Source organism: Bacteroides sp. AM32-11AC, assembly GCF_003603515.1.
GTDB classification, from domain to species: domain Bacteria; phylum Bacteroidota; class Bacteroidia; order Bacteroidales; family Bacteroidaceae; genus Bacteroides; species Bacteroides uniformis.
On sequence record NZ_QTNH01000009.1, the window covers coordinates 201,543 to 227,634 of the forward strand.

The 26,092-nt window shown below is 45.5% G+C and carries 23 protein-coding genes and 1 pseudogene; 17 read left to right on the forward strand and 7 right to left on the reverse strand.

From position 1 onward, the window contains the following. Nucleotides 1-8 precede the first annotated feature (8 nt). Entirely contained in the window at nt 9-1,172 is a 1,164-nt protein-coding gene (locus tag DW800_RS11630) for a metallophosphoesterase (protein ID WP_057097231.1), read from the forward strand. 153 nt (nt 1,173-1,325) lie between these two features. On the opposite strand, the gene DW800_RS11635 is transcribed toward DW800_RS11630, so the two are convergent. After that, nucleotides 1,326-1,979 (reverse strand): HAD family hydrolase, encoded by a 654-nt coding sequence (locus DW800_RS11635; protein WP_119958084.1) that lies wholly within the window; start codon nt 1,977-1,979, stop codon nt 1,326-1,328. Nucleotides 1,980-2,340: 361 nt separating this feature from the next. Here DW800_RS11635 and DW800_RS11645 point away from each other — a divergent pair, with 361 nt between their 5' ends. Together DW800_RS11645 and DW800_RS11650 are read left to right on the forward strand one after the other, a co-directional pair. Then, nucleotides 2,341-3,198, forward strand: coding sequence for an enoyl-ACP reductase (locus tag DW800_RS11645; protein WP_005823911.1), 858 nt, complete (start codon nt 2,341-2,343; stop codon nt 3,196-3,198). Then, on the forward strand, nt 3,198-3,902 hold the full coding sequence (locus DW800_RS11650) for an SAM-dependent methyltransferase (RefSeq protein WP_005823906.1): 705 nt from the start codon (nt 3,198-3,200) through the stop codon (nt 3,900-3,902). The genes DW800_RS11645 and DW800_RS11650 overlap by 1 nt, the downstream gene beginning before the upstream one ends. On the opposite strand, the gene DW800_RS11655 is transcribed toward DW800_RS11650, so the two are convergent. The 6 genes from DW800_RS11655 to DW800_RS11680 all read right to left on the reverse strand — a co-directional run bounded on the left by DW800_RS11655 (nt 3,868) and on the right by DW800_RS11680 (nt 11,225). Next, a complete protein-coding gene (locus DW800_RS11655; protein WP_119958085.1) occupies nt 3,868-4,986 on the reverse strand; it encodes a hypothetical protein in 1,119 nt (372 codons plus the stop codon). The genes DW800_RS11650 and DW800_RS11655 overlap by 35 nt on opposite strands. Nucleotides 4,987-5,032: 46 nt before the next feature. Continuing rightward, a complete protein-coding gene (gene lipA, locus DW800_RS11660; RefSeq protein WP_005823900.1) occupies nt 5,033-5,914 on the reverse strand; it encodes a lipoyl synthase in 882 nt (293 codons plus the stop codon). After that, nucleotides 5,914-8,127: a S9 family peptidase gene (locus tag DW800_RS11665; protein WP_119958086.1), complete on the reverse strand. Its 2,214-nt coding sequence runs from the start codon at nt 8,125-8,127 to the stop codon at nt 5,914-5,916. Before DW800_RS11665 ends, lipA begins: the two co-directional genes overlap by 1 nt. A 201-nt stretch (nt 8,128-8,328) precedes the next feature. Further along, nucleotides 8,329-9,090 (reverse strand): sugar isomerase domain-containing protein, encoded by a 762-nt coding sequence (locus DW800_RS11670; RefSeq protein ID WP_005823892.1) that lies wholly within the window; start codon nt 9,088-9,090, stop codon nt 8,329-8,331. Nucleotides 9,091-9,121: 31 nt separating this feature from the next. After that, entirely contained in the window at nt 9,122-10,273 is a 1,152-nt protein-coding gene (locus DW800_RS11675) for an MFS transporter (RefSeq protein ID WP_119958087.1), read from the reverse strand. Then, nucleotides 10,266-11,225, reverse strand: a complete 960-nt coding sequence (locus DW800_RS11680; RefSeq protein WP_005823887.1) for an ROK family protein — start codon at nt 11,223-11,225, stop codon at nt 10,266-10,268. The genes DW800_RS11675 and DW800_RS11680 overlap by 8 nt, the downstream gene beginning before the upstream one ends. Nucleotides 11,226-11,540: 315 nt before the next feature. Here DW800_RS11680 and DW800_RS11685 point away from each other — a divergent pair, with 315 nt between their 5' ends. The 14 genes and pseudogenes from DW800_RS11685 to DW800_RS11755 form a co-directional block, all read left to right on the forward strand. Beyond that, nucleotides 11,541-12,470, forward strand: coding sequence for a TIGR01212 family radical SAM protein (locus DW800_RS11685; RefSeq protein WP_005823884.1), 930 nt, complete (start codon nt 11,541-11,543; stop codon nt 12,468-12,470). Nucleotides 12,471-12,531: 61 nt separating this feature from the next. Beyond that, complete coding sequence (locus DW800_RS11690) at nt 12,532-13,731, forward strand: FprA family A-type flavoprotein (protein ID WP_005835258.1); 1,200 nt, start codon at nt 12,532-12,534, stop codon at nt 13,729-13,731. A 78-nt stretch (nt 13,732-13,809) separates the two neighbouring features. After that, the gene (gene nagB / locus DW800_RS11695; protein ID WP_005823882.1) at nt 13,810-14,622 is read left to right on the forward strand and encodes a glucosamine-6-phosphate deaminase; all 813 of its coding nucleotides are present in this window, start codon (nt 13,810-13,812) and stop codon (nt 14,620-14,622) included. 465 nt (nt 14,623-15,087) lie between these two features. Then, a complete protein-coding gene (locus DW800_RS11700; protein ID WP_008665600.1) occupies nt 15,088-16,653 on the forward strand; it encodes an ATP-binding protein in 1,566 nt (521 codons plus the stop codon). A gap of 186 nt (nt 16,654-16,839) precedes the next feature. Next, nucleotides 16,840-17,952: a transcriptional regulator gene (locus tag DW800_RS11705; protein ID WP_227224183.1), complete on the forward strand. Its 1,113-nt coding sequence runs from the start codon at nt 16,840-16,842 to the stop codon at nt 17,950-17,952. 150 nt (nt 17,953-18,102) lie between these two features. Beyond that, nucleotides 18,103-18,321, forward strand: coding sequence for an NVEALA domain-containing protein (locus tag DW800_RS11710; protein WP_057256539.1), 219 nt, complete (start codon nt 18,103-18,105; stop codon nt 18,319-18,321). A gap of 29 nt (nt 18,322-18,350) precedes the next feature. Continuing rightward, the gene (locus tag DW800_RS11715; RefSeq protein ID WP_119958096.1) at nt 18,351-19,379 is read left to right on the forward strand and encodes a BF3164 family lipoprotein; all 1,029 of its coding nucleotides are present in this window, start codon (nt 18,351-18,353) and stop codon (nt 19,377-19,379) included. A gap of 209 nt (nt 19,380-19,588) precedes the next feature. After that, nucleotides 19,589-19,849: an NVEALA domain-containing protein gene (locus tag DW800_RS11725; RefSeq protein WP_081028992.1), complete on the forward strand. Its 261-nt coding sequence runs from the start codon at nt 19,589-19,591 to the stop codon at nt 19,847-19,849. A gap of 122 nt (nt 19,850-19,971) precedes the next feature. Further along, nucleotides 19,972-20,970 carry a hypothetical protein gene (locus DW800_RS11730; RefSeq protein ID WP_057256525.1) on the forward strand — a complete coding sequence of 333 codons (999 nt, stop codon included), beginning with the start codon at nt 19,972-19,974 and terminating at the stop codon, nt 20,968-20,970. Then, nucleotides 20,960-21,961, forward strand: coding sequence for a hypothetical protein (locus DW800_RS11735; protein ID WP_133302532.1), 1,002 nt, complete (start codon nt 20,960-20,962; stop codon nt 21,959-21,961). Before DW800_RS11730 ends, DW800_RS11735 begins: the two co-directional genes overlap by 11 nt. A gap of 27 nt (nt 21,962-21,988) precedes the next feature. Next, nucleotides 21,989-22,861 (forward strand): DUF1573 domain-containing protein, encoded by an 873-nt coding sequence (locus tag DW800_RS11740; RefSeq protein WP_057256523.1) that lies wholly within the window; start codon nt 21,989-21,991, stop codon nt 22,859-22,861. Nucleotides 22,862-22,896: 35 nt separating this feature from the next. Next, on the forward strand, nt 22,897-24,798 hold the full coding sequence (locus DW800_RS11745) for a hypothetical protein (protein ID WP_035450051.1): 1,902 nt from the start codon (nt 22,897-22,899) through the stop codon (nt 24,796-24,798). Then, a complete protein-coding gene (lepB, locus tag DW800_RS11750) occupies nt 24,795-25,691 on the forward strand; it encodes a signal peptidase I (RefSeq protein ID WP_035450049.1) in 897 nt (298 codons plus the stop codon). The genes DW800_RS11745 and lepB overlap by 4 nt, the downstream gene beginning before the upstream one ends. Next, nucleotides 25,673-26,092 (forward strand): annotated as a pseudogene (locus tag DW800_RS11755) (hypothetical protein); the annotation flags it as partial. The gene lepB and the pseudogene DW800_RS11755, both read left to right, overlap by 19 nt.

Here is a 26,092-nt window from a genome sequence, read left to right on the forward strand (position 1 = left end):
GCGAGAATATGAAGTATCAGACTACTATTGTAAAGTCTTTTTTTACTGTATTTATTCTAATCTTCATCAGTTCCGGCCTAAGTGCCGGAACTCTTGGTTTAGACGGTAAGAAGAAGGATAAGGAGAAGAAGGAGGAATTGTCGGCAGACGGACCTTATGTGATTTATGAACCGGACGGAAAGGTGCGCGTCATAAGCGTTACAGCCCAAGGGCAGATAGAAGATACGACTTATACAGTACTTCCTCAGGATTTCACTCTTCATGTCACGGACCACAAAGGGCGTTATCCGTTTGATGTGAAGCTGCATCCGGTCAAACGTCCGGAATGGCAATACAGACAACCGGATAAAGTGTTTGTGATGTCTGACCCCCATGGCAAGCTGAATTGCGTGATGAGCTTGCTGCGGGGCAACAATGTCATTGATAAAGACTACCATTGGAGTTTTGGAACCAACCATCTGGTGGTTATCGGTGATATATTTGACCGTGGCAAAGATGTGCCGCAGATATTTTGGCTGTTCTATAAATTGGAGAAGGAGGCGGCGGATGCAGGTGGTCATGTCTCGTTTCTGTTGGGTAACCATGAACCGCTTGTGACGGCAAATGATTTGCGTTATACCAAAGAAAAGTACAAGACATTGGCCCGAAAACTGGGTATGGATTATCCGGCATTGTTCGGTCCGGACACAGAACTTGGCAAATGGCTTGGTACCCGTAATACGATGCAGACCATCGGACCTAATCTGTATGTGCATGCAGGTTTGGGAAAGGAGTTTTATGACAGTGACTTGAATATTCCCACAGTGAATGAGGAAATGAGCCGTGCATTGTTCATGAGCAAGAAGGAACGTAAGGCTCTATCGCCTCTCACGGCTTTCCTATATGGTAATAGCGGCCCTATCTGGTATCGTGGATTGGTACGGACGGATGCAAAATACCATCCATTGGCACAAGACTCCCTGCAACTGATGTTGAAACGTTATGACGTCGAACATATCATTGTGGGGCATACTATCTTTAAGGATATTTCCACTTTCTATGATGGACGGGTGATTGGAGTGAATGTGGATAACGAGGAAAACCGAAAGAAGAAACGTGGGCGCGCTTTACTGATTGACGGGAATACCTATCTTGTGGTGGGAGATAAAGGAACGATGCGGAAATTGTTCTGAGGCTGTTCTCTTTCTGATTATTTTTTAGGCGTGGAAATACGTGGATTTCACGGAGAGACAAAGAAAAACTCCGCGTTTTTCGCGTAATCCGCGCCTAAAAAATATCATAATGTAAATATGCGCTCTCGGATAGCTGGGGGAGGGAGTGCCCTCTCAAAGATCGGCGATAACGGCAATGTCCGTAGCATTGTCTACGATATGTGCCGGATGAAACTCTTCCAGTTCTGTGCGGGGACGGAATCCCCAGGTGACTCCGCAGGCAGTGACTCCGGCATTGGCGGCCGTCTGCATATCCACTCCGGAGTCTCCCACATATAGCACGTCTTCACGGGATATCCGGGTGATGTCCAGAATGTCATGCACCACTGTTGGGTCGGGCTTCACGTTGACCCCTTCCCGTTGTCCGAAGACGGCGGTAAAACGTATGTTGGGGAAATAATGTGAAATCAGTTTCACGGTAGCCGATTGATATTTGTTGGAAGCCACTGCCAATATCATCCCTTTCTCCTGCAACTGTTCCAGTAGTTCGGGGATGCCGGGGTAAGGGCGGCTTTTATCAGCATTGTGCACGTCATAATAAGGCACAAACTCCTTGCGGACGCGCAGGACGTTTTCTTCGCTCTTTTCCCCTTCCGGGAGGGCGCGCTCGAACAGTTTGTTGATTCCGTTGCCAACCATGAAGTTATAGGCCGATTCCGGGTGAGTGGGATAGCCAAGCGCTTGCAGGGCATGGTTTGTACTTTGTGCCAAATCGGCTATTGTATTCAGTAAAGTTCCGTCCAGGTCAAATATAATCAACTTCTTCATTGCCTTCTCTATTTTTTAGTTTGCTGCAAATATAGGGCTTTTTGCGCTCATGTTCAAATGCTGTCTCGGGTTTCATCAGGTATTTGCAGAATAGGAAGCCCTGGGCTGATAATCAGTGCGTTATTACTGCATTCCTGCTGCATGCGTTTTGCAGTAGTACTGCAGATGGAGTGCAGCGTTACTGCAAATATGTTTGCAGTGATACTGCAACTGTATTGCAGTGGCACTGCACAAGCGTTGCAGTAGTTTTGCAGTGGGTGATCGGTGTATTTTTTGCCGTTCTTCCCTTTTCTTTGCACACTTTCGGGCTTTTTATGCAAAAACTTCCTATCTTTGCAGCCGAATTTTACTAAAAATAGGTATGAGTTACAATTTGTTGAAAGGAAAAAGAGGCATTATTTTCGGTGCTCTGAATGAGCAGTCCATTGCCTGGAAAGTAGCAGAAAAAGCAGTAAAAGAAGGTGCAACCATCACTTTATCGAATACACCGGTTGCTGTCCGTATGGGCGAAGTGTCCGCTCTTTCGGAGAAACTGAACTGCGAGGTGATTCCCGCAGATGCTACAAGTGTAGAAGATTTGGAAAATGTATTCAAACGCTCTATGGAAGTATTGGGTGGCCCGGTTGACTTCGTGCTGCACTCCATTGGTATGTCTCCCAATGTGCGTAAGAAACGTACATATGATGATTTGGATTACGATATGTTGGAAAAGACGCTGGACATCTCCGCTGTCTCTTTCCACAAGATGATACAAGCTGCCAAGAAACTCAACGCCATTGCCGACTACGGTTCAATTCTGGCTTTGAGTTATGTGGCTGCGCAACGTACGTTCTACGGTTACAACGATATGGCAGATGCCAAGGCACTGCTGGAATCCATTGCCCGCAGCTTCGGTTACATCTACGGACGTGAACACCATGTACGTGTCAACACCATTTCCCAGTCTCCCACGATGACCACTGCCGGTTCCGGTGTGAAGGGTATGGACAAACTGTTCGACTTCGCCAACCGCATGTCTCCTCTGGGTAATGCTTCTGCCGATGAGTGTGCGGACTACTGTATCGTGATGTTTTCCGACCTCACCCGCAAGGTCACTATGCAGAACTTGTTCCACGATGGAGGTTTCTCCAGCGTAGGTATGAGCCTTCGCGCCATGGCTACTTACGAGAAGGGACTGGATGAGTATAAGGACGAAAACGGAAATATCATTTACGGCTAATGGAACTCGCACTTTATCTTTTGCCAGTCACGCTGGGCGATACGCCTATTGAAACGGTGTTGCCTCCTTATAATAAGGAGATAATACTGGGAATCCGCTATTTCATCGTGGAGGATGTGCGCTCGGCACGCCGTTTTTTGAAAAAGGTGGACAAGGGAATAGATATTGATGCGCTGACATTCTATACGTTGAACAAGCATACGTCGCCCGAAGACATCTCCGGCTATCTGAAGCCGCTGGTGGAGGGGCATCCGATGGGCGTGATCTCCGAAGCCGGTTGTCCGGCTGTGGCCGACCCGGGAGCGGACGTAGTGGCTATTGCACAACGGAAAAACTTGAGAGTGGTCCCCTTGGTGGGGCCCTCTTCCATTATCCTCTCCGTCATGGGTTCCGGCTTCAACGGTCAGAGCTTTGCCTTCCATGGTTATCTTCCCATTGAACCGGCAGAGCGTGCCAAAAAGCTGAAAATGCTGGAACAACGCGTCTATAATGAACATCAGACTCAGCTTTTCATTGAAACGCCTTATCGCAATAATAAGATGATAGAGGATATTCTTCATAACTGCCGTCCGCAGACCAAGCTCTGCATTGCGGCGAACATTACTTGTGAAGGGGAGTATATCAAAACCAAGACCGTGAGGGAGTGGCAGGGCAAGACTCCCGACCTTTCTAAGATTCCTTGTATTTTTCTCTTGTATAAATAATAGCTTCCAGGTGCTCGAATTCATATTCCAGGCAACTGCTGAAGAAGTTCCGTCCCAGGTTGTGTTCCATTTGCTGGAATGTCCATAGCTTTCCCCCCTTGAAATTCTTATTGCATAGGATGGAGTCATCGTCCAGGTCTAGTGTGAAGAGATAGACCAGGCGGTTGGTGGCTTCATTCTCAAAATGATACATGAAGTTGAAGTGCAAATGGTCTAATGGGGCGGTGGGAAGCGTTTGTCGTAAAATTCTGTGTGCGCCTTGTTCCAATGTTTCTCCATATATCAGGTAACCCTCCATCAGCAAGTCGATTTTATCTTTCTCGAAAACGTTGCATTTGGGGCGGGGGAGGAGAAACAGCATGCCGTGTGAGGCAACGGCAATCCGGATGACCGGATTGATATAGTCGTTTTTCCGGTTGATGGCTTCTGAGGCGATGGCTTTCCCCATGACATCTCCTTTGGTATTGACTATCGGTACGAAAACCGTGTGGTTCATCACTATATTGAAATAGAAAATGCCGAACTGATTGAACAGAATGCCTGATATAAAGACGAGGGGAGGCGCCACATAAAACAGAATGTGGCGGGTAGTGTCTCCCAAAGGGTAACTGACCAGAACCGCCAAGAAGATAATCAGAAAATGCAGCAGGCTTATGATAAGGATTACGCGTGAGGATACGATGGCGGCTTCTGCCCCTTGTGCAAAAAGCTGCTTGCAGCATTTCTGTGTCTGAGACATGTGGTAGTCCAGAAATTTTCTCCTATTGAGGTAGATGACGAATGGGGGAATGATGGCACTGATTTCCAGCGTGAACGGAAGCATGAAACGGGGACAGTAGTTTACGAGGAATAGGGTTGTTACCGATAACAGCAGTAATATTCCGGTAGTACAGTAAAGTATGATTTGCGGAACATGCGTTCCTCTATGCCTCACCGAATAGATGCTAAACAAGAGTCCTACACCTGCACCGATGTAGATGGACATGTCCTGCGTTATAAACTCGCATAATATGATGGATATTATAACGGGGATGAATCCCAGCGACATATTGAATCTTGATGATAAAATTCTTTGATGGCTCATTATCCGTATTATGATTTTGTCGTTTACATCATAACAACTGGGAAATTTAAATGTTTCCTATTTTACTTCTTTTTTGTATAAAATGGATCTGTTTTTCCGCATGATAAGAGGAGCGTACCAATGGAGCGCTTTCCACTTGCTGAAACCCTTTTTTCAATCCTTTCTCTCTGTAGAGTGCAAATTGTTCGGGAGTAATATATGCTGCTACCGGATAATGCTTGTGTGTGGGTTGAAGGTATTGGCCTATAGTCAGTATGTGGCAGTCCACCCGGCGGAGGTCGTCCATCAGTTCTTCCACTTCTTCCGGAGTCTCGCCCAATCCCACCATAATGCCGGACTTGGTGGTAGTATTGCTTTCTGCAATTTGCCGCAACACTTCCAGGCTTGTTTCATACTTGGCGGCACTGCGTACGAGGGGGCTGATGCGACGGACAGTCTCCATGTTGTGCGAAATGATTTCCGGTTGTGCATCGATGACTTGTGCCACGAGTTCCTTTCTTCCCTGGAAGTCGGGAATCAGCACTTCGACGGTGGTGTCAGGGTTGAGCCGCTTGATTTCCCGGATGGTACGTACCCAGTGTGACGCGCCTAAGTCGGGCAGGTCGTCACGGTCTACGGAGGTGACGACTGCATGGGAGAGTTTCATCAAGGCAATGGACTCTGCCACATGTGTAGGCTCATCGGCATCCAGTGGCAAGGGCTTCCCGCTTGCCGTGTTGCAGAACTTACAGCACCGGGTGCAGATATTTCCCCCAATCATGAAGGTTGCGGTGCCTTTCCCCCAACATTCCCCCATATTGGGGCAACGGCCGCTGCTACAGATGGTATGTAGGCAATGCGATTCGACAATGCGTTTGGTCTCGGTATAGCGCTCGTTGGCACCGATGCTTATTTTGAGCCACTCAGGCTTACGTACTCTTTCGGGCATTATTTCAATTCTTTGTTGAAGAAGTTGGTCAACCGCGTGTATAGGTGTAACCGGGTATTTCCTCCGTAGATACTGTGGTTGCGGTTGGTGTAAACCTGCATATCGAACTGTTTGCCGAGTTGTACCAGTTGTTCGGCATATTCGGCACAGTTCTGGAAGTGTACATTGTCGTCTGCCATGCCGTGTACCAGCAGCAGGTTGCCGTGAAGCTTGTCGGCACGGGTAAAGGTGGAACTGGCCTTATAGCCTTCGGCGTTTTCTTTCGGTGTGCGCATAAAGCGTTCGCCATAAACGGTGTCGTAGTAGTTCCAGTCGGTAACGGCAGCTACGGCTACTCCGGCCTTGAATACCGGTGTTCCTTCACTCATACTCATAATGGTCATGTATCCACCGTAACTCCATCCCCAGATTCCGATGCGGTTTTTGTCCACATAAGGCTGGTTGCCCATGTAGAGGGCGGTTTCCACCTGGTCTTTGGCTTCCTTGATACCCAGGTTCAGATAGGTGCATTTGGCGAATTCGGCACCCCGTCCTCCGGTGCCACGCCCGTCTACGCAAACCACGATATAGCCTTGTGATGCCATGTAGGTTTCCCAGCTTACACTGAACTTGTCAAGCACTTGCTGTGAACCGGGGCCGCTGTACTGGTACATCAGTACCGGGTATTTCTTGCCGGCAGAGAAGTCGGCAGGTTTCATCATCCAGCCATTCAATGTGGTTCCGTCGGAAGTCTGGAAAGTGAAGAATTCCTTCCGTGGCATGTCATAGCCGCTGATTTCCTGCTTCAATGCCGCATTGTCCATCAGGGTGGCAAGAGTCTTGCCGGTATTGTCGTTCAGCGTAATGACGGTCGGAGTGTCCAGATTGGAATAACGGTTCATATAGTACTTCATGTTCGCACTGAACTGCGCACTGTTTGTTCCGGCTTGTGACGATAGTCTGGTCTTTTTACCTTTCCGGTCAATCTTGTAGATGGCACTGCGCATGGGGCTTTCCTCGTTGCTGCTGAAGTAGAAGCTTCCTTCTTCGGGGTCATAACCCAGGAACTCCTGCACTTCATATTGTCCGGCTGTCACTTGTTTCAGCAGATTGCCGCCTATGCTATACCAGTACAGATGGTTGTATCCGCTCTTTTCGCTGACAAAACTGAAATTTTCCGGATAGAAGACGATGTTGTCGAATACATTCTCGCGGATATAGGTATCGCTTTCATCACGCAGAGCCAGTTTGGCTACCGTGCTGCGAGGGTCGGCAAAGTATAGGTCGAACCGGTTCTGATGGCGGTTCAGTGTCATGACGGCAAGTTTGTTGGGGTCTTGGGTAAAGCGGATGCGGGGAATATAGCCGTCTGCATCTACCGGCACGTTTATCTTGCGGGTCACTTTCGACTTGATGTCGAAGGTGTGTACGGACACTTTGGAATTTACTTCTCCCGTTTTAGGATATTTGTAAGTATACTCTCCCGGATACTTCTCGAAAGGGGTGAAGTGGGGGGCTTGTCCGGCAAAAAGAGGGAAAGAGTAGGAGGGAACATCTTTCTCGTCGAAGCGGATGAAAGCCAGCATCTGGCTGTCGGCACTGAATTCCAGCGCACGGTTGAAGGAGAACTCCTCTTCGTAAACCCAGTCGGGGATGCCGTTCAGCACCTCGTTCTGTTTCCCGTCTTCCGTCACCTGGCTTTCGCTGTTGCCGTAGAGCAGTTTTACAAGGAAGATGTTGTTGTCGCGTACAAAAGCCACCAGGTTGCCGTCCGGTGAAAATACGGGCACCTGTTGCGGGCCGCCGTCCGAAAGCTTTTCCACAATGTTGTTGATTTTACCGTCCAGATTGCGCTTTAGGCTGTAGATGTAATGCACAGCCGTATAGGAATGACGGTAGATGGGAGTTGTTTCGGTGGCAATGAGCAGCTTACTGCCGTCCGGAGCAAAGCTGTAGCTGTCGAATGTCTTGAACGTGCATTCGCGTGCGGTAGCGGCATCAAACAGCACTTCCACGGGTTTTCCCGTTTTGAAGGAGTACTTGATGATTTGTGTCCTGTCCGCATTCATCTGCGAATAATGTTCCCCGTCTCCCGGGATGGGGATAACGCCGGAAATATTCTTCGGAGTGAACTTGCCCGATACGATTTCTTTCAAATCGAGTGCCTTGCCACTTTGGGCGAAACCTGCCAGCGTACAGAGGCAGAGGAGAAGTGCGATGCTTATCTGTTTCATATCTATCTTTTATGCTTATCTGTTTCCCTATTTTTTCTGGGGAACAAATATACAACAAAGGGAAGATTTATCGAAGCAGTGGGCCGATTTTATTCTTTTTGAACAGAAAAAGCCCGTCCTGCTTCTTGGGGGCGAAGCAGGAACGGGCCTCCGTCACTCATAGATGATGATTGGATGAGATGATGATTGGAATATCTTTCGTTACAAGCACTTGACTTTTCTTTGATATTCTGCAATGGCTGCATCCAGTCGTTCGTGGGCGGTTGTGTCACCCGGAACGTTGTGCGACGGATGGATGTACAAGTGTACGCCACGGTCGGCAAGGATTTCAGCAACGGTAGTGATGGTCATCCATACCATGGTGACGAAACTCAATGTAGACAACGGACCTACCTTGTCGAAGTGGTTCTTCAAAGGTACAGAGGCGTCTACCAGGGGAACGCAGGAATCCACTACGATATCTGCCAACTGGAAGAGGTTCTTTCCGCTGGAGTGGCGGCTGGCCTTGTCGCCCGTTTCGCTGGCCGAACCGTATACGATAACTTTCATGCCGCGCTTCTTGGCTTCCAATGCCATGTCTATATTGACGGCATTGATACCGGTATGTGAGAAAATCCACATACAGTCTTTGGAATCAAAATCATAATTCTTCATGATTTCCTGGCCGTAGCCTTCTGCCCGTTCCAGGAAGAGGAACTGATGAATACCCATCTGGCCGATAATCTGTGTGAAGAATGTCAGAGGCAATTCGCAAAGTGGGTGGAATCCTACAAAGCTGCCGATACGCGGATACATTTCTTCTACGGGAATTGTTGCGTGGCCGCAACCAAACGTGTGGACCCAACGACCGGCTTCGATGGAGTCTGCCATAACAGTGGCTGCTTTTTTGATGTTTTCCAACTGGGTAGCCTCCAGTTTTTCCATAATGCCATGGGCATTCTTTAACCATTCGAGTGCTAACATAACTTTTTTGTTTTTTAAGAAGTTAATAAATTTATTTGAGTGAGCGTTTATACAAAAGGAGCATGACGGCAAGTGAGGCAATCATCAGATAAGGATAAAGCCCGATGCCATTGGTGTATTGGGAAACCATTCCCATCAGGCCGTTCATTGCAGTCTGGCCAATGAGGGCTATGGCAAGCGCCACGCTGAATGCTGTTCCCGATAAGGACGGGTACCGGCTTCCAAGAATGCTGAGTATCACGGGATACGTGGCCGACAGCCCCATACCTACCAGCACCATGCCGACTGCCGCGCGTGCAAAACTCGGCGAGAACATAAGGAAACAGAATCCTATGGCAGTGAGCGTAAGGCTGTAGGGCAGCACGGTTTCCGGTTTTATCTTCTTGAATATCGCAACTTGCATCATACGTGCTACGGTCAGTCCCGTTACCATGCAGGTCAGTGCAATCAATGCCTGATTGGCCGGAATATCCGTCATCTGCCCAAAGTAACTCGTGGACCAGTTGTTGCAGACACCCTCGATGCCGCTTTGGAAAAAAAGAATGAAGCTGAGTAGCAGTAAGCTGCTTTCTTTCAGCAGTCCCAATCCCTCTTTTACCGGGAAACCTTGCGCCTGCTTAGGGGCGGGGAAGCGTACGGGGATGCAGAATATAATGCCCGCAAGCATCACTACGCCAATTCCCAGTAAGATGGTTTCGAATGAATAATGCCTGGAAAGGGAGCCCAGCAACATTGGTATGCCCAATGCGCCCAGTCCGTAGAACATGCCCAGAAAACTGAGGCGTGAGCCTTTTTCGGATTCTCCTGAGATGTCGGATACCAATGCATTGGTTTCTCCGTTGAGGATGCCTCCGCCCAGACCGATGCCGACGATGGAAGCTTGCAGCAGTGGCACGCTTTCAAAGAAGGCAAGTCCTTCCATCCCCAGCAGTACGATGATGCAGCTGGGCACCAGCAGGGCTTTATGTCCGAACCGGTCTACGATGGGACCGAAAATCAGGGAACCGGCCAGCATGCCCAGAGGCAGGAAAGTGACCAGTGAGGTTGTCTGCAACCCGCTCAGATTCAGCTTGGCTATGAGGGATGGCAACACTGCTCCCAATGTAATCATGGAGACTCCGAAGAAACACATCCCGATGCACGCTGCCGTGAATACGAGATTCTTGTGATAACTGTTACTCATACAAGTGATTTTTGATGGCAAGAAACGCTGCTCCTATCAGTCCGGCATTACCGGACAACTGAGAAGGTACAAATTCCACCTGCTTGATGCTGAGCGGTTGCGCCCATTTGCAGGCTTCCTTGTAAATGTCATCTATAAAGATACCGGCAGGGCCGAATACGCCTCCGCCCCAAATTATCTTCTGCGGGTTGAGCAGGCTGACCAGATTTGCGGAAGCCATGCCCCACATCTCGACGGCTTTGTGCAATACGGAGATTGCGATAGGGTCTTTTTCATTATAGGCACTGAACACATCATAGGCCGATATGCGGCAGATGGGTTTCTGGCGCAGTTTTCCTTTGTATGCCTTGTTGGCGCGTACGGCATCGCGTACCCGTGCCCCGATACCATTGCCGGAAGCGTAATATTCGAAACATCCGCATGCGTCATACTCTTCCCGGTAGGGAGGTTGCAGGGCCATCCAGCCGGTGGCGCCGATAATGTCGTTGGCTCCGTGCAACACGTGCCCGTCGATGATGATGCCGGCACCGATACCGGTTCCCACGGCAATGAATATGGCACTGTGACATTCTTTGGCGGCACCTTGCCACATCTCTCCATACATATAGCAGGTACGGTCGCTGTCGATGTATATCTCGATGCCCGGAGGCGTTACACTGCGCAGCTCCTCATAGAGGGGGTAGTTGTCCCAGCCCGGTATGTTGGGGGCCCATACCCGGTTGGTTTGGGAGTAAACGATACCGGGGATGCAGACACCTATTCCGTCGACGTGTATACGGCTTCTGCGTGCTACGGTAAGAAGTTTGGCGAGGATATCCGCGGCGAGCTTGCCCACTTCGTGTCCGGTTCTTCCTTTCAGGAGCCGTTTGCGGTTAAACATCATGCTTCCGTCCGGAAAGAAAATGGCGCTGGCTATTTTTGTGCCGCCTATGTCCAATGCGATTGTTGCCATGGTGTTATAGTATTTATAGGTTGATTCATTAAGGTTGTATGCAAAGCTATGAATTTATTTCATTCTTGAGGTGTATAAACTGAGGAAATTGTGTGTAAAAAGAGTGTCTAATCACTAAATTGTGTTTAATGTAATTGCGCTTGGATGTACTCTTTCTCAATTAATTAGTTGTATATCAGTGGATGAAACATTTTTTAGTGCAGGTGGAATTTCTTTGTTTTATGTTCGTTAACAAATCGGGTGGAAAGTATTCTTGTTTTTGCAGGTTCATCCCACGGAAAAATCCTATATTTGCCACTTACATAAGGAATATGTATGGAAACCAAATCTACGCTCTATAATGAGTTCCCTCTTTTTCTGAAGCGATATTTTTCCTATAAGGTACAGAAAATATCGCTGAATGCCGGTTTTACGTGCCCCAACCGGGATGGAAACAAAGGAGTCGGCGGTTGCACCTATTGTAACAACCAGACCTTCAACCCCGATTATTGCCGTACGGAGAAATCCATTACCCGCCAGCTGGAAGAGGGCAAGCAGTTCTTTGCACACAAATATCCGGAGATGAAGTATCTCGCCTATTTCCAGGCCTATACCAACACGTATGGTGAATTGGAAGACTTGAAGCGGAAATACGAGGAGGCCTTGTCGGCAGACGGGGTGGTGGGCCTGGTTATCGGCACCCGTCCGGACTGTATGCCCGACAGCCTGCTGGACTATCTGGAGGAGATGAACCGGCATACATTCCTCTTAGTGGAGTACGGCATAGAGAGTACCGACGACAAGACACTTTGCCGCATCAACCGCGGGCATACTTTTCATGCCGCCGCCGATGCGGTGGAAAGAACCGCTTCACGCGGAATCCTGACCGGTGGGCATGTCATACTCGGACTGCCGGGCGAGACGCACGAAAGCATCGTGGCACAAGCCGGTGTATTGTCCCGCCTGCCACTCACTACCTTGAAGATGCACCAGTTGCAACTGATAAGGGGTACCCGCATGGCTCTGGAGTACCGGCAGCATCCTGAAGATTTTCATCTGTTTGATGTGGAGGAATATATCGGCCTCGTGATAGACTATATCGAGCATCTGCGGCCGGATTTGGTGCTGGAGCGTTTTGTCTCCCAGTCTCCTAAGGAACTGCTCATTGCACCCGACTGGGGACTGAAAAATTATGAATTTAATCATCGGGTTCAAAAAAGAATGAAAGAACTCGGTGCATATCAGGGAAAGAAGTATGAAATGTGAGAAAAAAGAATTATTTTTGCCGCAACTTTAAATATGGAATCAATCTAAATAAAGAATAATTATGAACCCAAAAACAGTGATAAAAGGAAAAATCCACTACGTGGGAGTGAATGACCGCAATAAGCATTTGTTTGAAGGTATGTGGCCGTTGCCGTATGGGGTTTCCTACAACTCTTACCTGATAGATGATGAGACGGTCGCTTTGGTCGATACGGTAGACATCTGCTATTTCGAGGTGTATCTGCGCAAGATAAAGAGCATTATCGGCGAGCGCCCCATCCAGTATCTCATCATCAACCATATGGAGCCGGACCATTCGGGCTCTATCCGCCTGATAAAGCAGCATTATCCCGACATCATCATCGTGGGCAACAAGCAGACCTTCGGCATGATAGAGGGCTTTTATGGCGTGACGGGCGAACAGTACATGGTGAAGGACGAGGATTTTCTGGCTTTGGGACATCATAAGCTCCGCTTCTATATGACCCCGATGGTGCACTGGCCCGAGACGATGATGACTTTTGACGAAACGGAAGGAGTCCTTTTCGCCGGTGACGGTTTCGGCTGTTTCGGCACGTTGGACGGAGGGTTCCTGGATACCCGCATCAATCTGGACAGATACTGGGACGAGATGGTGCGCTACTATTCCAACATCGTGGGCAAGTACGGCTCTCCGGTGCAGAAGGCACTTGCCAAGCTGGGCGGTCTGCCCATTTCCACCATCTGCTCCACGCACGGGCCGGTGTGGACGGAAAACATAGCCAAGGTTATCGGCATCTACGACAAGTTGAGCCGCTACGCCGCTGACGAAGGTGTGGTCATTGCCTATGGTTCCATGTACGGCAACACGGAGCAGATGGCGGAAGCCATTGCGGCGGAACTTTCTGCACAAGGCATCAAGAACATCGTGATGCACAATGTGAGCAAGAGCAATCCTTCTTATATCATTGCCGACATATTCAAGTATCGCGGACTTATCATCGGCAGCCCCACCTACAGCAACCAGATTTATCCTGAGATAGAATCCTTGCTCTCCAAGATTCTGGTACGCGAAGTGAAGGGACGTTATCTGGGATACTTCGGATCCTTCTGCTGGGCAGGTGCTGCCGTGAAGCGCATGGGCGAGTTTGCCGAAAAGAGCAAGTTCGAGATTGTGGGCGACCCGGTAGAGATGAAGCAGGCCATGAAGGACATTACTTACGAACAATGCGAAAACCTGGCACGTGCCATGGCAGAGCGTTTGAAGAAGGATAGGAAGTAGTTGAAAATTAAGAATTAAAGAATTAAGAATTGAAGTTGAAAATTACCCCTAATTTATTAACCTAATAAAACAATCACAATGAGACTAATCATTCAACCGGATTATCAATCCGTATCAAAGTGGGCGGCACATTATGTGGCTGCCAAGATCAAGGCCGCTCATCCGACACCTGAAAAACCGTTTGTATTGGGATGCCCCACCGGTTCTTCTCCGTTGGGCATGTACAAGGAACTTATCGACCTGAACAAGAAAGGCATCGTGTCTTTCCAGAACGTAGTGACTTTCAATATGGACGAGTATGTAGGTTTGCCCAAGGAACATCCCGAAAGCTACTATTCCTTTATGTGGAACAACTTCTTCAGCCATATAGACATCAAGCCGGAGAACACCAATATCCTGAACGGCAACGCTGCCGACCTGGATGCCGAGTGTGCACGCTATGAAGAAAAAATCAAGTCCTACGGCGGCATCGACCTCTTCATGGGCGGTATCGGTCCCGACGGACATATCGCTTTCAACGAGCCGGGTTCTTCCCTTTCGTCACGCACCCGCCAGAAGACATTGACTACCGATACCATCATTGCCAACTCCCGTTTCTTTGACAACGACGTGAACAAGGTGCCCAAGACTGCCCTGACCGTCGGTGTGGGTACTGTGCTTAGCGCCCGCGAGGTAATGATTATCGTAAACGGACACAACAAGGCACGTGCCCTCTATCATGCAGTCGAGGGTCCCGTGATGCAGATGTGGACTATCAGCGCCTTGCAGATGCACGAAAAGGGTATCATCGTTTGTGACGATGCGGCCACCGAAGAATTGAAGGTGGGTACTTACCGCTACTTCAAGGATATTGAGGCAGAGCACCTGGATGCGGAAAGCTTGCTGAAATAAGCAAACTAATAAAAGTTTTGCAATTCCACCCTCACCACCCTCACCGCTTGTCTGCATCTGCTTGTTCATCGGTGTTTCAGGGGTGAGTGAGAGCAATTTAAAAGGGTGAGGGCAAATTTTGCCCTCACCCTTTTTGTTCTCCTGATTTTGGTTGACTGTTTTCAGGACAGGGCGTTATGTGATGAAAACGGGCTCTGCTCCGCTGTAAGGCTTTGGGTGCCAATGTTAAAGATACCAAATACTCACTGCAAAACCAGTGCATCGTTTTTGCAGTGCCGCTGCAACATAGATGCAGTGCCACTGCAACTGTTTTGCAGTGCTACTGCAACGCCTTTGCAGTGTTACTGCAAAAGATGTGCAGTAGGTTTGCAGTGAGGGCTTGTGATGAAAAAGCCATGGGCGTGCTTTCTTTTTTGCGGAATATGTGCTATCTTTGTCATACTTGTAATTTAAACAGTAGCAGCTATGGAATTGAGTGGCAGACGCTATCCGATAGGGATACAGAATTTTGAGCAACTGCGTACGCGGAATTGTGTGTATGTGGATAAGACGGAGCTGGTGTACAAATTGGTGAATACAGACCAAATTTATTTCTTCAGCCGCCCCCGTCGGTTTGGCAAAAGCTTGCTCGTGTCTACGCTGGAGGCCTATTTCCAGGGGAAAAAGGAACTTTTCGAAGGGCTGGCTATGGAACGTCTGGAGCAGGAATGGGAGGTTTGCCCGGTGCTGCACGTTGATTTCAGCTTGACGAAATATACTGAGCTGCGTGACTTGACGGGGCAATTGAATTTGTTTTTATCTCGTTGGGAAGAAATTTACGGAAAAAAGGAAGAGGAAGAGGGGGCGGCAGAGCGTCTGCAAGGCATCATCCTGCGTGCCTACGCCAAGACCGGAAAGCCGGTTGTAGTGCTGATTGACGAGTACGATGCTCCTCTGCTTGACAGTAATTCCGATGCCCTTTTGCAACAACAGCTTCGCAACGAGATGCGCAAGTTCTTCAGTCCTCTCAAGGGGCTGGGGCAATATCTCCGTTTTCTTTTTATCACGGGTATCAGCAAGTTCAGCCAGCTGAGCATCTTCAGCGAACTGAACAATTTGCAAAATATCAGTATGCGCGATGACTTCAGTGCCCTCTGCGGCATCACCGAGGAGGAACTGCTGACGCAGTTGAAACCCGATATTGAGCGGATGGCCGAGGCTAATGATGAGACTTACGAGGAGGCATGCTTGCATTTGAAGCGGCAATATGACGGTTATCATTTCAGTAAGGCTTGTGCGGATATTTACAACCCGTTCAGCCTGTTCAATGCTTTCAATTCCAAAGAATACAAGAACTATTGGTTCTCCACGGGCACGCCTACTTTCCTGATAGATATTCTGCGCCATGCAGACTTCGATGTGCGTGCGCTGGAAGGTGTTGAGGCTACCGATGAGCAGTTTGATGCGCCTACGGAACAGATAACGAGTCCCATCCCGGTGCTCTACCAGAGCGGTTATCTGACCATTAAGGGCTATGACCGTAATTTCCAAATCTATCGTTTGGCCTATCCCAACGGTGAGGTCCGTAAAGGGTTCATTGAATCCCTGCTTCCCTCTTACGTGCACTTGCCTGCCCAGAACAACACCTTCTACGTCGTCTCTTTCCTTCGCGACTTGATGAAGGGTGATGTGGAGAGCTGCCTGGAGCGTACCCGTTCCTTCTTTGCCTCCATTCCCAATGATTTGGAGAACAAGACCGAAAAGCATTATCAGACCATTTTCTATTTGCTGTTCCGGTTGATGGGGCAATATGTGGAGTCGGAAGTGAAGAGTTCCGTAGGCCGTGCGGATGTGGTGGTGCAGTTGCAGGATGTCGTTTATGTCTTCGAGTTCAAATACGACGGTACCCCGGAAGAGGCGTTGGCTCAGATTGACAGCAAGCAGTATGCCATCCCTTACCGGGCGGACGGCAGGCGTGTGGTCAAGATTGGTGTGAATTTTGACAGTGCCACGCGGACGATTGGTGGGTGGAAAATAGCTAAAGCTGATTAGAAACTCTTGTAAGTATGCTTATGCCATATTTTTATGGTTTTCTCGTTTTTCTTCAAGTATTTTATCTGCTGCGCAATGGTATCTTACCATTTCTTATCAGGCGAGCATGGTAAGAAGATGATTAAGATTGGTGTCCCTTGTAAAAAAATGCTTAACTTTGAGGCGGATTAATATTAGACACACCACATGGACGAGAAAAGGGAGAGACGACAAATGCTATTGATATACGTTGCTATAGGGGTTATTGTAGCAGTAATTACTGGATGGTTCTTGTATCAAAACCGAATGGAGTTCTGGGAAACGCAGGCACGGAGTGCTTTTCGTATGGCTTTGGGAGAAGAGTTGCAGAAAAGGAATGAAGTTGACGTGTATTTCAGTTCGTCAGGAAATATTAGATTACCAGATAATTCCATTGATATTAAGAAGGAACCGATAAAAGTACGTATAGAAAGTGAATATGGGGTAAAAGACTTTTTTATCCCTTATGAAAAGCATTCCCATAATATAGAACGCTCTTCAGATATGCGAGCGTCATATTCTTATGTGTTGTATAAGAGTCCTTTGCAGGCTGATTCGTTGAATAGGATATGGTATCGCTTACTGGAAGAAATGAACTATTTTGGTAAAACGGTAGTACGTATATCTGTGGCTGATTGGGATGAACGTGAAACTTATACTTTTTCGGATGATTCCCTTTATATGTTAAAACCGGATAGTCTTATGTCTTGTTATTTGGGCTATAGGTGCGAAATTGGTGTGACGGGATATTTGTATTATTCTTGGTTGAACGTTTTTACAGTTAAGGATAAGATTCTTTTGTGCGCTCTTGCTCTTTGTTGCTTTCTGCTGTTTTTTCTGCAAGAATACATTGTAAAGATTTATTGTCGTTTCTTTGTCAAAGAGGTGACGGTAGAAACCCCAGTCCCGATATTTGTGGAGAAAGAAATACCAATGATTGTAGTAGATAGGAGTGAGGCGCTTGTTTATCGGTTGGAAGATGATTTGTTTTTTGATGCCGATTCCGGTGTGTTGTATAGAGTAGACCATAGGGTGAAGTTGACGGCAACTCTTGCAAGACTACTGCAAGCCTTCTTGGATGCGGAAGATTATAGGTTGTCAGTCAATGGAATTATGGAACTATTGTGGCCGGACGGTTCAGTAACACCGGGAAATGTACATACTGTAATAACAAGATTACGAAAAGCCCTGTCCGAAGTTTCTGATTGGCGGATAGAAAATAAAGATCTTTGTTATCAACTAAAAAGCCCCATTTCATCGGAAAAATCCTTGAATGAATGATGGAATCTTTCATCTGACAAGGCCTGACAAAGCCTAAAATAAGTGCTTGTCAGACTTTGTCAGACTTGAAATTTGGTAGTTTCTTTTCTTTTTCGGTACTTCGCACCATCGTTTAGAAACAAAACTATTAATATAAAGAATAGTAAAAGGATGAAAAAGAAAATTTTATTTATCAGCTTGTTTTTGGTTGCAGTAGTTACAATCTCTTTTCAATTGAATGCAGGAAAAAATGATTTAGGAAGTCTAATGTTGGAGAATATAGATGCTTTGGCATCCGGTGAAACGGGTACAAATATCTACTGTCGTGGTACCGGATCTGTGGATTGTCCGATTAATCATGTTAAGGTTTGGGCTGTAATGAGTAGGTAGCCTTGAAGAACTTTATTAACATATTGTTCTTGTTCATTATTTTAGTAGCTTGTACCTCTACTCCACACAGTAACGGGATGTTTTGTGCTGATTTCCCGCAAACGCGGGAACTGAAAGGAACAGTTATTCCGCTGGATACTGCTTTGTTCCGTTATCCTTTCCGTATTCGGGTGCAGGGAGATATGGCTGTGGTGATGGATTTGCATGGGACAGACTGTTTCTGTCATGCTTTTAGTTATCCGGAATTTCACTACATATCCTCTTTCGGCAAGCGGGGAGAATCTCCCGATGAGCAGATTTCTGTCGAAAATATCCGGTGGTATGGGGAATCTTTGTGGTCTCTTGATGCCAACAAGTCTGAATTAACTCGGTTTGGTTGTGATTTATCCGGTGATTCACTGTTTCGTCAAGAAGCAGTGAACCTGGATAAAGACATTCTCCGTGCTTTGGACTTTGTGATGATGGATGATTCTACCTTTATTATTCCCGATTATTCGGGAGACAACCGTTTTTGCTGGGTGAACAGGCAAGGCGGACTGTTGTATAAAATGGGGGCAATCCCTTCTTCCAATGAGGATGCCATGAAGCATGCTCGTCCTGCATTGGCGCAGGCATGGCGCAGCTTCATCGATTACAATCCCCGAAACGGAGTGCTGGCGGCGGTCACCCAACTGGGCGAAGTGCTTGAAGTCTTTAATTTGAAAGACAGCACGCACGTGGTACGCATCGGGCCTCATGGCGAGCCGGAATTCAAATTGTCAGAAGGTTATGGCATTCCTACGGGTATCATGGGATTCAGCGATGTGCAAGTGACGGACAGTGCCATTTATGCCGTCTTTCATGGACGCTCTTTTAAAGAAATAGCCCAGAATGCACGGAAAGGCATCCAAGTGGATGGGGGACAATATATTTATGTATTCAACTTGAAGGGGGAACCTCTCTGTGAATATGTACTCGACCATTGTATCTATGGCATCTCTGTAAATGAGCAAAAAGGGACGATTCTTGCTACGGATGTGAACAAGGATGAACCGATAATAGAGTATACAATGAAATAAAAGAAAAATATAAATAGGAATGGAGAGGAACGGACGGCAAACGTCTTGTTGGTGCATGATGAGCCGTCCGTTCCATAACCCACCCAGAAAGGAGGTCGAGGCAAAGATAAGGATTTGGATTGAATAAGCAAAATGTTTGCTTTCCCATTGAAAGGATAGATATGGAAGACAAAACAAAATATTATTGATTAAGAAAAACAAAGAAAACAATGAAAAAGATAATGAAAATAGCTTTTGTTGCAGCATTTGCGGCAGTGGCAGGATACGGTGTTTATGCTAACCAACAATCGGAAACTATGTCTGATTTGATGTTGGCGAATGTGGAAGCGTTGGCAGGTAGTGAAATATCGAATCCAGGTTGTGACCCCAGTTGGGATAGAGAATGTTGTGTTTGCTTTAATGTACATCATACATATGCGTATGCTAATGGTAAAAATAGTTGTGAAACTCGAAAGAATTGTCATTATTAGTGGAATTTGACAGCCTAATGGCTGCTTAAAGACATAAAATGATAGAGCACTGTAGAATATTTATAAAATTCGTTGGATCATGTAACTATTTTGCGGTGCTCGCTAATAAAAAATAGTATATAATGAAAACATATTATTATTTGCTTATATTTTTTTTCTTGTATGGCTGTGCAAATGAGAAAAAACTGAATGTAGAATATGTGAGTGCAACTTATGAGTTGCTGGATGATGAAATAGCAACTACCATGCCGGGAACCTTACGCGTAGCCGGTGATTTTTTGGTGTGGGAGGACCCTTTTGCGCGCGACTATTTTGTACATGTGCACGAAAAAGAAACTGGTCGTAAAGTGGGAGTGATGGGAAAGGTAGGAGAAGGTCCGCGTGAATTTATCACAGGAGGTATAAATGGCTCATGTATCGACAATCGTTTTTTTGCCGTGGATGCTAATGGAAAGACGCGTGGCTTCTTGTCTCTTGATAGCTTGTCGCAAAGTAAAGATGCGTTTATTCCTATGACGGAAGAGGAACGGTTATCACGTCCTGCCATGGCTGAATATGCCAAGAATGTGTATATTGGAGTTGCGGATGCTGGTGCGGAACATTGTTTTGAAACTCTATTGCATGGTCAGGCTTCTTCGTTTGGCAATTATCCCATTCCGCAGGTGAAACAATATTTAGGGGGAGAGAGAGGATATAATGCATCTCGTGGAGTATTTGTCTGTTCTTGTTATGATTTCCCTTATTTAGCATTGTATCAGCAGGGTGAGGATGAATTTTCATTAGTGTGGGAATGGAGAACAGATGGTGACGAATACGAGATTCGGAACAATGAGGTGATTTTTGACCGCAGGGTAAAAGGTGTCCGGGGACTTTGTATGAGCAAGGATTTTATTATTACATTGCAACGAGACCGTAGAAAGGATGATACGGATGAATCTACAGTGGGAAGGGATGCAAGCAAATGCCCTCATACTGTTTTCTTGTATGATTATGATGGAAATTTAGTGAAGATTGTTGATTTGGGCATTCCCGTAATGCGTATAGCTTCTGAAGAACAGAGTAATACGTTGTATGCCATAGGGGTGAATCCGGATTTTGTCTTGGTGAAATATGAATTATAAGATAGGGCATTTAATCGTTATTTGCGTTGCACTACTTCTTTGTGTGGCTTGTGGGGAACAGCGTAATGCTGTGGCTGTCGTCTATAAAGAACATTTTCCTATAGATACAATGCTTCCTATTAAGACATATCCGGCAGAAGAATTGGTACGTCCCGCTCGGATGAATAGAATCAACAATCGGGTGATTGCTTTTGGGGGATATGAAGAAGTAGGAATCTATGATTACCCCGATTTAAAATTCATAAAGAAAATGGTGCTTCCCGGTCGTTTTTCTGTTTCTCAAGGAAAAGATTGTTTGTATCTTGAATCGGGAGGAGAAGTGGATGCCTATACCTTGAAAAGTGATTCCTTGTGTAAAACATCTTCTTTTGTTATTGATAAAGTAAGTGAAAATATTGGGACGGTGCAAGAGTTGAATCCCGGGGTGTATATATATGCAGATAGGAGAAAACATCCGGGAGTGTCTGAATATCATGTGACAGATATTCAGACGGGAAGAGATGTCTCAGGGGGGAATTATCCGGAAAATGATATTCGTTTTAAGAATTTGGAAAGCTTTAAATCGGCTTATTATCATTATCTGATGATGAAACCGGATAGGAGTGCTTTTGTGGTTACTTACGCTTCTTTGAGACGTATCCGGATCTATGATCGGAATGAAAATTTGCGGCATGACGTCTTTCTGGAAGGTGGGCTGGGAAATTACAAGGTAGTTCCCGCTCGCCCTTCAGAGCAGTATTGGCATTTTAGTTGTCCGTTTGTAACGGATAGGTATATTTATTTGATAAATCCGAATCAGTTGGGTGCGGGGCCTTTGCTTCCGCATTGCAATTTGTTGGTTTTGGATTGGGAAGGGAATTTGGTCGCTAAATATCGTTTCAGTGTGCTTATCAATGATATATTTGTAGATGAAGAGAGAAAAATTCTTTGTGGAAGTTGCTCTGATTATGAAAGTACACGATTCTTCAAGATGGATTTATTAGATAATTGATTGAAGGTAGTTTATAAATGATAACTTATGAAGAATTTTATAATAATAATCTTAGGTTTTGTGGTATTTGCTTCATGTGGAAAATCCAATAAAGACAAATCTTTTTCTTTGTTACAGAAATGGATAGGAAAAGAATTGAGTTTGCCTGCTAGGTCGGTTTTTACGATTCAAGGAAAAGATACGGTAGAATATCCCATTCAAAACACATATAAAATATTGACTTATATTGATTCTACGGGTTGTACCAGTTGTAAACTGAAACTTGCTGAATGGGAAAAGTTTATCACCGTAGTCGATTCTATACGACCTCATACGGTACAGTTCCTTTTTTTCTTGTGTCCTAAAAATGGAATGGAGATATATCAAACTTTACGGGTGGAAAGGTTTAAACATCCGATTTGTATTGATGAAGGAGACTACTTGAATAAGTTGAATCATTTTCCTGCTGATATGGCATTTCAAACTTTTTTGTTGGATAATGATAATAGAGTTGTAGCTATGGGTAATCCTATCCATAATTTGAAAGTAAGAGAGCTCTATTTGAAGATTATACAAGGCAGAGAAGTAAAATCTGATGATGAAGACAATGATGTTCAAACAATTGTTGATGTGGATAAAGTTTCGACATCTATGGGGAATTTCGACTGGCAAAAAGAACAGAAGGTTACTTTTATCATGAAAAATGTAGGCGATAAACTGTTGGCAATAGAGGGGGTGGATACGTCTTGTGGCTGTATTTCTGTAGAGTACTCTAAAGAGCCGGTTCGTCCGGGAATGGATTTGAATTTGTCTATTATTTATAAGGCAGAACATCCTGAACATTTTAGTAAAACAGTAAGAATACATTGTAATTCGGAGTCATCTCCGATAATACTTACGGTTTCTGGTAATGCACAGTGAGTGTTTAAAAAAGTAAAAACGAAAATTAATAAGGTATGAGGAAATCTGTGTGGTTGTTTACATTATTGCTTCTTTGCTCTTGTGTGAACAACCATCGTTTGAGTAAAGCGCTTGAACTGGCTGGGAGTAATCGGGGCGAGTTAGAAAAGGTACTTATCCACTATAAAGATAGTGGGGAGAAATATAAAGCAGCTTGCTTTTTGATTGAGAATATGCCTAAATGTTACAGTTACAAAGGGTGGCTGATAGATACGTTGAGATATTGGAAAGCAACTACGGATTCTTTTGGTATCATTGATAGTAGTCAAGTAGCAAAATGGGAGAAATATCCGGCTTCGATGATGAATAAAGAGTATGATATTCATGTTATAACTGCTGATTATCTGATTCGTAATATAGATCAAGCCTTTGTGGTCTGGAAGAAAAGGCCTTGGAATAAAGATCTTTCCTTTGATGATTTCTGTGAATTGATTCTTCCTTATCGTATCGGTGATGAAACGCTTGAAGACTGGCGGAGTGTATACAGCGAGGAATTCTCGTTTTTATTGGACTCTGTTTATATAGGAACAGATGTAATGGAAGCCACGAAGGTTGTTATGGAGAACCTGAGGGAAAGGGGATTTCGGTTTAATAATGACTTTGATTCACCTCATATGGGTGCTCTTTTCCTATTGGAGCATCGGGCCGGAAAATGTGTGGACATGTGTGATTTTGGACTTTATGTTTTGCGCTCATTAGGAATTCCGGCCACAGCAGACGTGTATTTCTTTGAATCGGAATCCCGAATGGGCCATATCTGGGATGTAGTGAGAGATTCTTTGGGAAATTTTGTTAATATAAACTCTTTCCATGTGGCTAAATTTAAGTGGGACGTGGACGGAAGAAGGATAGGGAAGGTATTTCGCTATTGTTATGGTCTACAAAAAGAGAAACTGAAGTTTCTGAGTGTGAAAGATGAGATACCTCCCTTGTTCAGACATTGTTTTGTGAAGGATGTTTCTGAAGATTATTTTAAAGATGATTTGGTGTTGGATTTAAGTGATGTAGAAGACGACTATGTATATTTGGGAGTATTTCGTCCGCAAACGGCAGGAGAGGGAGTGGATATAGCTAAATTGAGGAAAGGAAAAGCGACTTTCAATAATATAGAGGCTAAAATGATATATATGCCTCTTGCTTATGAGAATTCAACCTATAAGCCCATAGGTTATCCCTTTTTCTTTGACGGTAAGGAGGCACATCCTTACATTCCTGATTTGTCTGTAAAGGATACTGTCGTTTTAAAAAGAAAAGCTGCTTTCTTTGACTGGATTAGATACTGTTTCAATATCATGGTAGGCAGTAAATTTGAGGTGTCAAATAGAAAAGATTTTTCAGGGAATGAACCATTTTATTGTATTTGCGATACCCCACATACCAACCGTACTTTTATACATTTGCCGGAACCGGTGAAAGGACGGTATGTTAGGTTCTCTACGCCAAAAGATATACGTATTGAATTGGCCGAGTTGTCTTTCAGTTATGATGGAGTGAAGGTGAATCCTCTGAAAATAGAAGGAGATGTTTCGGAAAATAAGTATCTTAAAATAGATAATATTATTGACGGTGACGTGCTTACTTACTATTTACCTAAAAAGGGAGGTGCTTCTATGGTGATTGATTTTGGTAAGGAGATATGTTTCAATGAATTGATGTATATGCCCAGAAATGATGATAATTTTGTCCGTATAGGCGATGTTTATGAGTTGTTTTATCATGGGGGAAAAGATGGATGGATTTCGTTGGGACAGAAAAAGGCTACCGATACTTTTTTGGTGTATGACAACATGCCTAGGGGCGCACTTTTTTATCTTCATGACATCACACGTGGCAAAGAGGAGCAAGTATTTCGGATTGAGAACGGAAAGCAGGTTTTCATATCAAATTTTGGGAAATGAGGTTTCGGAATAATTTATTCTTGCGTAAGTTGTTGGCTTGGGGCATTAATTTAGTCTATGGATTGTGTTTTGTGGCTCTTTGGGGACTGTTGGCTCAGTTGTTGCTTGTCACTTCCTTTAAGATTCCTTCTGATTCGATGGAACCTTCCTTGTTGGCAGGAGACTATATTCTGGTTGATAAGTGCTCAAAAGGAGCGAGGTTGTTCGATGTGTTTGCCGCATTGGAAAGGAAAGAGGTTAAGATTCATCGTATGCCCGGATGGAGGGAGTTCAAGAGGAATGATGTGCTTGTATTCAATTTTCCTTATCCGGGAAGTTGGGACAGCATTGCCTTTGATGTAATGTCATATTATGTAAAGCGTTGTATAGCAGTTCCGGGAGACACTTTGGAAATCAAGGACTGCCATTATAGGGTGAAAGGGCATGACGGATACTTGGGGAATACTGCTGCACAAGATAAATTGCAAAAATTACTTGACTCCGAGGAATTTGTGAATAGGGGAATAGTGGTTGAAAGTTATCCTTTTGATAAAGAACTGGGCTGGAGCATTGCCGAATTTGGACCATTGTACATACCGGCTAAAGGAAGTGTAGTAGAGATGGATTCACTGAACCGGATGCTTTATAGAAATCTGATAGAATGGGAACAGAAGGAGAAACTGACGTTCAGGAGGGATACTGTATTGTTAGGAGACAGTGTTATAAGCAGATACTGTTTCCGTGAGAATTATTATTTCGTATCCGGTGACAAGATGGAGAACTCGAAAGACTCACGCTATTGGGGATTGTTGCCTGAACCTTTTATTGTAGGCAGGGCTCTACGCATTTGGAAATCGAAGGATGATATGTCAGGAAGTATAAAATGGGAACGGGTATGGAAGAAAATAGAATAAGGCAAATAAAGGCTGTCGTTACTTGGACTGTGCTTTGGATGGCTGTTCTGGTTTTATTGTCAATGGTATGCGTAGCTTCTTCAGGGTTACTTCCTGCTGAAACTGTCGGGCAGTGGGTCTGGTTCGACAAGGCGTCCTTCTTGTTGGCTGGATGTATTCTATCGGCGCTTATCTTTAAGTCTAAAGGGGATTTTATAAGTTTGGATTCTGTGATTTTCTGGGTATTGGTTGTGTTGGGAGGATCTGAAGCTATTTTAGGGTTGCGCCAACTCTATGGCTTTGCAACTTCCGGTCACTCTATGTACGCCTTGACGGGTTCTTTCTTCAATCCGGGACCTTATTCGGGCTATTTGGCTATGATACTTCCGGTATGTTTGTATCAATGGCTGGTTTGTGGCAGG